The 8459-nt window shown below is 38.0% G+C and carries 5 protein-coding genes and 5 pseudogenes; 5 read left to right on the forward strand and 5 right to left on the reverse strand.

Annotated elements, in window-relative coordinates; all coding sequences use genetic code 11:
• Nucleotides 1-119: 119 nt before the first annotated feature.
• A pseudogene (locus B3Q46_RS12155) lies at nt 120-682 on the forward strand (IS5 family transposase); the annotation flags it as partial.
• A gap of 294 nt (nt 683-976) precedes the next feature.
• Nucleotides 977-1773: pseudogene (locus tag B3Q46_RS12160) on the forward strand (helix-turn-helix domain-containing protein); the annotation flags it as partial.
• Nucleotides 1774-1846: 73 nt separating this feature from the next.
• Here B3Q46_RS12160 and istB read toward each other — a convergent pair.
• On the reverse strand, nt 1847-2620 hold the full coding sequence (gene istB / locus B3Q46_RS12165) for an IS21-like element ISAba8 family helper ATPase IstB (RefSeq protein WP_075167882.1): 774 nt from the start codon (nt 2618-2620) through the stop codon (nt 1847-1849).
• Entirely contained in the window at nt 2620-3639 is a 1020-nt protein-coding gene (istA, locus tag B3Q46_RS12170) for an IS21 family transposase (RefSeq protein WP_286716026.1), read from the reverse strand. The genes istB and istA overlap by 1 nt, the downstream gene beginning before the upstream one ends.
• 84 nt (nt 3640-3723) lie before the next feature.
• On the opposite strand from istA, the pseudogene B3Q46_RS12175 reads away from it, so the two are divergent.
• Nucleotides 3724-3993 (forward strand): annotated as a pseudogene (locus B3Q46_RS12175) (integrase core domain-containing protein); the annotation flags it as partial.
• 74 nt (nt 3994-4067) lie between these two features.
• Here B3Q46_RS12175 and B3Q46_RS12180 read toward each other — a convergent pair.
• Together B3Q46_RS12180 and B3Q46_RS12185 are read right to left on the reverse strand one after the other, a co-directional pair.
• Nucleotides 4068-5054, reverse strand: a complete 987-nt coding sequence (locus tag B3Q46_RS12180; RefSeq protein ID WP_286716028.1) for an IS110 family transposase — start codon at nt 5052-5054, stop codon at nt 4068-4070.
• Nucleotides 5055-5471: 417 nt separating this feature from the next.
• Nucleotides 5472-6704 (reverse strand): ATP-binding protein, encoded by a 1233-nt coding sequence (locus B3Q46_RS12185; protein ID WP_005237650.1) that lies wholly within the window; start codon nt 6702-6704, stop codon nt 5472-5474.
• Nucleotides 6705-7160: 456 nt separating this feature from the next.
• Here B3Q46_RS12185 and B3Q46_RS12190 point away from each other — a divergent pair.
• A pseudogene (locus B3Q46_RS12190) lies at nt 7161-7328 on the forward strand (IS5/IS1182 family transposase); the annotation flags it as partial.
• 21 nt (nt 7329-7349) lie between these two features.
• On the opposite strand, the pseudogene B3Q46_RS12195 reads toward B3Q46_RS12190, so the two are convergent.
• Nucleotides 7350-7883 (reverse strand): annotated as a pseudogene (locus B3Q46_RS12195) (IS5 family transposase); the annotation flags it as partial.
• A 174-nt stretch (nt 7884-8057) separates the two neighbouring features.
• On the opposite strand from B3Q46_RS12195, the gene B3Q46_RS12200 reads away from it, so the two are divergent.
• Entirely contained in the window at nt 8058-8285 is a 228-nt protein-coding gene (locus B3Q46_RS12200) for a hypothetical protein (RefSeq protein ID WP_004812210.1), read from the forward strand.
• Nucleotides 8286-8459 lie beyond the last annotated feature (174 nt).

Genomic DNA, 8459 nt, shown 5'->3' on the forward strand with positions numbered 1-8459 from the left:
CAAACATGTGGGACCACCTCTGTCTTACATTCATCTGATTTTTAGTTAAATAAGATCCTGTTACAAAAACTTACCACTGGGGGACTTTTTAGTTATCAAAAAAATCTTGATGGTCTCCATCTACTGGTTTGAAGTTTCTAGGCGAAAGGAATGGGAGCGTAAGAAGCATCAGCTTGAATATCGACAGAAATAGCGTGAACTCCATATAGGTATAATAGATGCTGAAGCGCTGCAAATACGTGCAGTTCAGCTTATAACAAATGATGTAAGTGATTAATAAGCACTCGAAGATTTACTTGATTAAATCTCATTGGATGAGCAAATTGATCCTGTCTGTACAGATGAAGCTTATGACACCAAGCACTGCCGACAAGTCATTTTAGATCAAGATACACATGCAGTTATTCCTCTAAAAAATACAAAATTTTGGAAACATCAAAAAACAGGATATTTAGAGAGAAACGAATTATAAAAAACAGTCAAACATCTAGCTAGAGCTATTTGGAAAAAGTGGTCAGGTTAACATTGACGAAGCTTGATAGAAACCAAGATAGCCTGTATCAAGCTATTAGGCGATAAATTAACGGCAAAGTGCTTTGATAGCCAGGTGAATGAAATTCATGCACGTGTAGCCGTGTTAAATAAACTCACGAAATTAAGTCGGCCGATATGCATATTTTAAATTTAATTTCAGTGACTTAGAATAGATAAACCTTTGAAGCTCTTATGTAATAAAGTCAGTACCTGGGACAGTGTTTCAGGTGTAAATCTGTCCAGGAAAATGGGCACGGACTAGACTTTTCTCTGGTAAAAAAGGTGTTAAACAAATATGGCTATCAGATTCAATTTATAGCGGCGCAACCTCAATATTTAAGTGTATTCGTTCAGACTTGATCGTACATTCTTCTTGAAAAAGAGAAAGTTACCCGTTTTGATAAAGGTGTCGAAATCTTAATCAAACAAAGGTAACTTTCTTATGTTGCATACTAACAATCAAATCATTAAACACAAAGTAGGTCTGCTCAATTTAGCTGAAGAGCTTCAGAATGTATCCAGAGCATGCAAAGTGATGATGGGTGTTTCAAGAGATACATTTTATCGCTATCAAGAATTAGTGAAGTCTGGTGATATTGACGCACTGATCAATAAATCCTATCGAGTACCAAATTCAAAAAACCGTGTAGATGATGCTATTGAACAGGCTGTTATTGATTTCGCAATTCAATATCCCGCATATGGTCAGCACCGTACTAGTAATGAATTATGCAAGAAGGGTGTATTCGTTTCAGGGAGTGGTGTTCGCTCTATATGGCTTCGTCACGATTTAGAGAACTTTAAGAAGCGTTTAAAAGCACTTGAGGCTAAAGTGGCACAGGATGGTACTGAATTAAATGATCAGCAGATTGCGGCACTTGAACGTAAGCATGAGGATGACGTTGCTTGTGGTGAAATCGAAACAGCTCATCTAGGCTATTTAGGCGCGCAAGACACCTTTTATGTCGGGAATCTCAAAGGTGTTGGACGAATCTACCAACAAACATTCATCTACACTTATAGCAAGATCGTTCATTGCAAGCTCTATACAACAAAAACACCGATTACAGCGGCTGATTTACTCAATGATCGTGTATTGCCATTCTATCAATCTCAGGACTTACCAATGCTTCGCATCCTCACACTTGCGCAGCAGTGCTGCTCAGGTACTGAGGATGCGCTAAGGTAGAACAACATGACTATGAGTTGTATCTGGCAGTCAATGATATTGATCACACTGTCAACGGCATTCTAAAATTGACCCCTTTTACCTTACAAATGGCAAAGTAAAATTGACCCCTTTGATCTCGTATTAAGTTTCAACCTGGGGCTGAATCCCAATTCTTTTTTTACCCTTCAAACGATAACTCTCACCCGATATTTGTACCACATGACAGTGATGTAATAGCCGATCTAACATCGCAGCGGTCAACGTGACATCATCCGCAAATGACTTAGACCATTGGCTAAAGGGTAAGTTACTCGTCAATATCGTACTGCCTTTTTCATAACGCTTGGCAATCACGTTAAAGAACAGATTCGCTTCTTCACGTCCAAATGGTAAATAACCAATTTCATCGATAATCAGTAACTTTGGTCCCAGTACCGCACGCTGCATATAGGTTTTCAATTTACCTTGCTGATAGGCTGTACTCAGTTGCAGCATTAAATCCGCTGCGGTAATGAACTTGATCTTAATGTTGTTCATGATGGCCTTATAGCCTAATGCCATAGATAAGTGCGTTTTTCCTACTCCGCTAGCCCCCAGAAACACCACATTTTCTGCTCTAGCAATAAAGCTCAGATTGAACAGTTCAATCACCTGTGATTTAGGGGCCCCTAGGGCATAATTAAAATCATAGTCTTCCAGGGTTTTGACTTGAGGCAGGCCTGAGAGTTTCATCAGTACCTGCTGACTGCGCTGTTGCCTGGCAGCATATTCATGTGTCAAGATTGCTTCAACAAAGTCGGCATAACTTCCATCCTGACCTAATGTTTGTTGTGCATGATGTGACCATTGTGATGCGATGGCAGGCAGATTGAGCTTTTGGCAAAGCTGCTCTATACGGTCGTATTGCAGATTCATCAGGAAACTCCTAGCAACTGATCATATACCGATAAGGGATGCTGCAAACTCTCGTAGGGCATGATATGCTGTGCTGCTGCAACAGGTACAGTGCCAGAACCTGTATCTGATTGCGGTAATGGCGTAAATTTTTGCTGCTCCTGTTGCAGTCGAACAGCCGGTTTTTCTTGCGTGGTGGCATGAATCCGCTGATTGGCGGTTTCATGCAGCCACCGGCCAATGTGGGCATTGGCGACATCAACATTTAACAGTAAACCCGAAGTCTTCAGGCTTGCTTTCAATGGCACAATAAAGCTTGATTTGAGGTATCCATTAAAGCGTTCAACTTTGCCTTTGGTCTGTGCACGGTAGGGCTTACATACGCGAGGACGAAAGCTGTATTTCTTGGCGCAGTCGAGCAGTTTGGGGTTCCATTTATGCTGCCCCTCCTGATAGGCATCCCGTTCAATCATGATCGTTTTAGCGTTATCAAACAGGATTTCTTGAGGTACTCCTGCAAAGAACTGAAATGCATTTTCTAGACCATCGATCCATGCATCGGTACGTTCATGATCATAAAATTTCACGAAAGTCGCTCTGGAATACCCTAATGTTGCGACAAAGGCTTTCAAAGTCGTGTTGTTGCGTCGAATCGTGGTGAAATCCACCTGCATTTGTTGGCCAGGTTGGGTTTCAAAACGAATGATCGGTTCCGGTTTAGCAACTGGTTTTAATGTTGCGAGATATTCCCTCAAGATCCTGATCTTTCCTGGATATCCCAACCTTAAAATTTCCTGGTAGAGCACAACAGCAGGAATCCATTCAGGATGAGCTGCGTTTACACGTTTGAGTAAATAGGGTTTATATGGATCAAGAATACTTGTTCTAGGTTGTGTACGCCGATACTGAGGTGTTTCCTTCTGCCGTAAATATTTACGTACGGTATTTCGGGACACCCCCAGTTCACGACTAATGGCTTTAATGGATTTACCTTGCTGATGAAGTATTTGGATTGTCACTGCTTGCTCCAAAGTTAACATGTTGAGCAGTCCAAAATGACCGCTATATTAACCAAGGGGGTCAGTTTTTAAATGCCGTTAGGGGGTCATTTTTACACTGCCGCTAACAACACGAAGACAAAAGCAGCTTCCCCGCAAACAAATGGTATATGTGAGCGTTTCCATAAGACGATTTTGCAGGAGTTCTATCAAATTACGTTTAGGAAGAAGCTTTATAGCTCATTGGAAGAATTACAGGTTGATCTAGACGATTGGCTGAAATTCTATAATACTGAACGGACTCATCAAGGAAAAATGTGCTGTGGTCGTATACCACTTGAAACTTTACTTGATGGAAAACGGATTTGGGCTGAGAAAAATTTAGCTCAAATTTAACCTGACAGGCACAATAAAAAATGGGTAACTGTCAGATCAGGTTTGAGATACCGTCTCCACCGTCAAGCAAATTATTAAGAATTGATGCAATAATTTGCTTGATAAGGTTGTTGGTGTTTGAGTACACCATAACAAAGATGGACTAACTTCCTCATCGCAGCTCCAATCGCCATCATCTTAGTTTTACCATTCGCTAATAAGCGCTCATTCATTTTTTTGATATGAGGGTTATGTCGAGTTGCTACAACGGCTGCCATATATAAACCAGCACGTATTTTGGAAGAGCCTGCTTTAGATAAGCGGCTTCTACCACGAATGGAGCTACCCGATTGTTTTTGAATTGGAACCAAGCCGATAAAGGCTGCTGCTTGGCTAGCTTTTTCAAAAGTGTGGCTGCGCAAGAAACTAAGCATTAATAAGCTGGTTCGGTCTGCAATGGCAGGAATACTACTGAGCAGATCTTTGTCATTTTTTAAATCTGGATTCTGGTCAATATGATTATCAATTTGTTGATCAATATTTTGTATGTGTTTGTTTAATTGCGTAATACTATTATGAATAGATTCCAGTACAGGCTCCATAGTAAAAGTAGAATTTGCTTTTTCCAAACGATTCTTTTCACGTTGTAAATCGTCGTAAAGGACAGCTCTTCTCTCTAGCAATGCATTAAGCAATTGAATATGTTCAGGCAGAGGTTGCCAAAAATGTAGATCTGCTGTCATTGCAAATCTGGCTAAAACTTCGCTATCTACCTTGTCTGTTTTATTCAGCTTGGACATACTCTGAGCAAAATATCGAGCTCTGGCAGGATTGGTTACACAGACCTGATAACCTGCTTTAAATAAATATTGAGCTAAGAGTTCATGATAAATAGAAGTGGCTTCCATTAATGTAATGGTCTGCATAGATGTAGCAGCATGGTGATTTAGCCAAATTTGAAGTTGCTCAAAACCGTCTTGTGTATTCGAAAAGGTTTTTGTCTTCTTCTTACTTGTAGAATTGTCTAAAATTAAACAGCAATCAATTTTAGCTTTAGCAACATCAATATCAAGATAAAACATAATCTTACCTGCCTGATTTACCCAATTATTGTTTTAGCATAACCACTGTCTTTTCTTGTGAATACAGCATCAGAGTGCTTAGTTACCGTCCAGAGTTGTGTAAGTGGTTAGGGCAAATTACAGGTTTTATCTCAAACCCAAACCTTATGTTTTGCTAGTACACGAAACTCTGTAATTTGCAATATAGTGATAGCTAATCACTATGAGGGGTAAGATACAAGCTAGTACACCAGCGCAATTCTCGCTACTTTCAGTAAGCGACTCTGGCTCAATCATAATGGGCTGACTCAATCGAATCGAGGTAAATCGATCCATCACAATTGGAGCAGAAATTATGCTTGAATACATTCTTGGATAATGCTGAAAAGTCTTTGAGTTTTAATCAATAAACAAGAGTATCCATGTCTACCCTCAACTTTACTTATTTTCAGACAGCAACCAATCGAGAGCACTCATTTTTACAATACCATTATAATTTGCTTCAGCCCCTATCGTGTCTAAGGTAAGTAAATATTTGGGATACGAATCAGAAATTTTCTGTAATGGACGTAACTCTCGGCTGAGTGTCTCCTCATTGAGCGTTTCTAACGCCACTTGATAATAAGTTAAATTCTGTAAAGTATCGACAGCAACAAAATCAATTTCATATTCATCAACCCGCCCTACATAGACCGTATAACCTCGTCTGATAAGCTCAAGATAAATTACATTTTCTAAGATATGACCTTGATCAGCATTAGCATCAGGCAACATAATCCGGCGCAATCCGACATCAACTAAATAGTATTTTTCAGAGGATTGTAATAACTCACGCCCGCGTACTTTAAATTGTGCAGCACTATAAAATAACAAACTGTCCTGTAAGCCCTGAATATAGCGTTTTACTGTTTCAAATGAAATTTTAACCCCACTTGAAACAAAGGTATTTTTAATTTTATTGATGGAAATAGGTGAGCCTGTCACGCTTGCCAAATATCTTGCGACACGCTCGAGAGAGTTAATATCGGCAGTATTCAAACGGGGAATTACATCTTTAAACATTACACTGGCATAGACCGCTTGCAAGTAATCATAAGTTTCTTGCTGGCTAGTCATGGCAAGCGTATAAGGGAAACTACTGCTCGTATACATGGCATACAAATCACGATTGGATAATTGTTGGATGATCGGATTATTTTCAATATGCCACTGTTTAAATTCTTGGAATGACAAAGGTAGAACATGTTGCTCGATATAGCGTCCTGTAAGTAAAGTCGCAAGTTCTCCACTTAGAAAGAATGCGTTTGAGCCTGTAATATATAAATCGATATAATCCCGAACATATAAAGAGTCGACCACTTTCTCAAAATTTGTAACATGTTGTATTTCATCTAAAAAAACATAGTTTTTTTTACTTTTATCAACTTTGGACAATACATAATCATGTAGTTTACGGTAATCGGTGAGTTCTTCAAATTCCATAAATTCGAAGTTGATGGCAATGATGTTTTCGGCTTGTACACCCTGTGCTTTTAGGTCTTGTTGAAACATCGCCAATAAGGTGGATTTTCCAGAGCGACGTACACCTGAAAGTACTTTAATGACATCACGGTTTTGCCATGTATTCAGAAATTTTAAGTAACCATCACGTCGAATATTAGCGCTTCTCATTATTTACACTTAGAATCTAAATTTTTAATAAATTATATCAAATTTTAGAACTCACATGTAAATACATTTAACTTTTAAAAAAGTTTAAAGGTTAAGTGAAACATTCAAAGCTGCTGTTGAAGCATGCGGATAGTAAATGTAATAAAAATCTAGATTCTATCTTTTTTGATTATTTTCCATGTCATGTTATGTCATTGATGCTACGACTTAACTGCTATATAAATTAAGTGAAAAGTAAATAAAACTAAGATGTTAACTAGAGTGGAACTCATTTTTGTGTTGCTGATGGTCTCAGCCTTAATACTCATTGCTTATGAAATACTAAAGAGTTTATTTTAGGGTATCTATATCAAAAAAATGCCCATAGAGGGAATCTATTGGCCAAACTAAGAGCCTATCCAGTATTAATTTCATTCTTTTTTAGCAATTGAAAAAATAATTTGTTAAATTCCCCTCATGAGAAAACCATATCCCTGCAACATTAGTCGAGAAGCTTTTAAAGAAATTGAACTGCTACGATTGAGCAGAAGAAAACAAACACGTCCAAGAGTCGTTGATGTCTATGAAGTATTTTGCGCATTGCTCTATATTCTAATAAGTGGATGCCAAAGAAGTATGCTTCCTTGAGACTTCCCACCTTAGAACCTATCCAGAATATTTTCTATGCAAAAGTAGTTTTAAAAAGGCTAAATTAATGAACTGAAGGTTCGTATTTAGGTACTTTTCACAGTTTTTCCAGAGCCTTCTACATTTTTCTAACCAGGCAAATGATCTTTCCACAACCCAGCGTTGTGGAATGGCTGCAAATTTATGCAATCCACTTCTTTTAGCTACATCAACTCGGGATCCGATTAAATTATTAACAGCCAAAGAAAAGGGTTCACCTGTATAACCGCCATCAACAAGTACAACCTCTACATTTTGTAAGCTATCTTTATGCAAAGTTATAGTATCTAACGCACCTTGACGATCTGTTTTATCTGCTGTCGTAACCAATATTCCATGCGGGAGACCTTCAGTATCAACAATAATATGTCTTTTAATGCCTGAAACTTTTTTACCAACATTATACCCTTTATCACGTGCAGTATCTGTGTTTTTTACACTTTGTGAATCAATCATGATAAAGCCCGTTTGTTCTTTCCATCCTTTGCTGATACGAGCCTCGCCAACCACATTACCCCTCGCATTCTAGATATTGAAGGGTTTTTTCTTTTCTTATGGGTAAATATCCTGGAAGATAGAGTACAAGCTAAAAAGATTTGCAGTTCTGTTGTGATTTGTTTGATATTATCTATATCTAGCTATGATTTATTGAGTTTACTATTTCATCATTAAAGAATAGAGGTATATATGTGTTCTAAGCATAGACTTGAAGATGTTACTGCCATGAATAATGAAGGTGATGAGGTTATTGTAAAAAGAGTTTATGAGCCTAAATCTAGTAGTAATTTGACTTCAAATATTGGAGGAAATATATATCAACCTTCTAATCAAATTATTGTTGATGGGCAAGTCATAAGATTAACTTTAGATAATTGTTTTATTCACCCCAAAAATAAAAAAATATATTCGATCTGATCTAAAAAATATTGTTTAAACCTCCTCCGGGAGGTTTATTAATAGCTAAGCTTTTCTTGACAGATTATAGCGCACGAAACCCGCTATAAATATTCTATTAGCAGGTCTTTTATTTCCCAGAAATATAAAGAATAGAATCCCGTATATCTTCACCGTAAGCGTCCGCTGAACACA

It is taken from the genome of Acinetobacter sp. UBA2581, from assembly GCF_002339435.1.
GTDB lineage: Bacteria > Pseudomonadota > Gammaproteobacteria > Pseudomonadales > Moraxellaceae > Acinetobacter > Acinetobacter variabilis.

What these genes read in the sequence shown, in the direction of transcription:
- B3Q46_RS12180 (WP_286716028.1), bottom strand. Translation starts at nt 5,054, where the DNA reads ATGTTTTATCTTGATATTGATGTTGCTAAAGCTAAAATTGATTGCTGT.
- istB (WP_075167882.1), bottom strand. Translation starts at nt 2,620, where the DNA reads ATGAATCTGCAATACGACCGTATAGAGCAGCTTTGCCAAAAGCTCAAT.
- B3Q46_RS12185 (WP_005237650.1), bottom strand. Translation starts at nt 6,704, where the DNA reads ATGAGAAGCGCTAATATTCGACGTGATGGTTACTTAAAATTTCTGAAT.
- istA (WP_286716026.1), bottom strand. Translation starts at nt 3,639, where the DNA reads ATGTTAACTTTGGAGCAAGCAGTGACAATCCAAATACTTCATCAGCAA.
- B3Q46_RS12200 (WP_004812210.1), top strand. Translation starts at nt 8,058, where the DNA reads ATGTGTTCTAAGCATAGACTTGAAGATGTTACTGCCATGAATAATGAA.